The following is a 1,076-nucleotide window of genomic DNA, read 5'->3' as shown; positions in this document are numbered from 1 at the left end:
TCCCTTCTCCCCCCGGGAGAAGGTGCCCCGCAGGGGCGGATGAGGGTACGGCTATTCCTTCTCCCTCCGGGAGAAGGTGGCCCGAAGGGCCGGATGAGGGTACGGGCGAAGCCTAGTGCGGTTTGGGTAGCGCCAGTGCCGGCATGGTTGGCTCCGCCGCACCCTCACCCCAACCCCCGCTCCGCGCCCCGGCCCGCGCTGGCGGCGCGGGCGCTCCAGGGCACGCGCGCCAGTGGCGCGCAAGCCGTGCCCAGTCGCCCCAGTGGGAGAGGGGCTTAGGCGTCACGCACCCAACGCCTCTGGCAGCAACGCGTCGACGAAGGCTTCGGCATCGAACACGCGCAGGTCTTCGGGGCGCTCGCCGATGCCGGCGAAGCGGATCGGGATGCCGAATTCGCGGGCCAGGGCGAACACCACGCCACCCTTGGCGGTGCCGTCGAGCTTGGTCACCACCAGGCCGGTGACGCCGACCGCGGCGTGGAACTGGCGCAGCTGCGACAGCGCGTTCTGGCCGGTGGTGCCGTCGATGACCATCAGCACTTCGTGCGGGGCGCTGGGGTCGAGCTTGCCGAGCACGCGGCGGATCTTGCCCAGTTCGTTCATCAGCCCGGTCTGGGTGTGCAGGCGGCCGGCGGTGTCGGCGATCAGCACCTCGGTGCCGCGCGCCTTGCCGGCCTGCAGCGCATCGAAGGCCACCGAGGCGGCGTCGGCGTTCTGGCCCTGCGCGATCACGCTCACACCGTTGCGCTCGCCCCAGGCCTGCAACTGCGCCACCGCGGCGGCGCGGAAGGTGTCGCCGGCGGCCAGCATCAGGCTGTGGCCCTCGTCCTTGAAACGCTTGGCCAGCTTGCCGATGGTGGTGGTCTTGCCGACGCCAGGGCGCTGCAGCAGGCGCTGCGCGCCGACCTGCTGGCGATCCTGCAGCCGGTGGCCAGGCCGCTGCAGATCGACCGCAACGCCAAGCCCTTCGTGGTGCTGACCGTCGGCGTCAACGGCGTCGGCAAGACCACCACCATCGGCAAGCTGGCCAAGCGTTTCAAGGACGAGGGCCACAGCCTGATGCTGGCCGCCGGCGC

2 pseudogenes are annotated in these 1,076 nt (G+C 71.5%); one reads left to right on the top strand and one right to left on the bottom strand.

What is annotated here, in order from left to right:
- Positions 1 to 282 precede the first annotated feature (282 nt).
- Positions 283 to 876 (bottom strand): annotated as a pseudogene (gene ftsY / locus CEK69_RS20945) (signal recognition particle-docking protein FtsY); the annotation flags it as partial.
- On the opposite strand from ftsY, the pseudogene CEK69_RS20940 reads away from it, so the two are divergent.
- Positions 868 to 1,076, top strand: a pseudogene (locus CEK69_RS20940) (signal recognition particle-docking protein FtsY); the annotation flags it as partial. The pseudogenes ftsY and CEK69_RS20940 sit on opposite strands and share 9 nt — an antisense overlap.

This window comes from Xanthomonas sp. LMG 12462, from assembly GCF_009192885.1.
Taxonomy (GTDB): Bacteria; Pseudomonadota; Gammaproteobacteria; order Xanthomonadales; family Xanthomonadaceae; genus Xanthomonas_A; species Xanthomonas_A sontii.
This window is presented reverse-complemented; position numbering and strand designations above follow the sequence as displayed.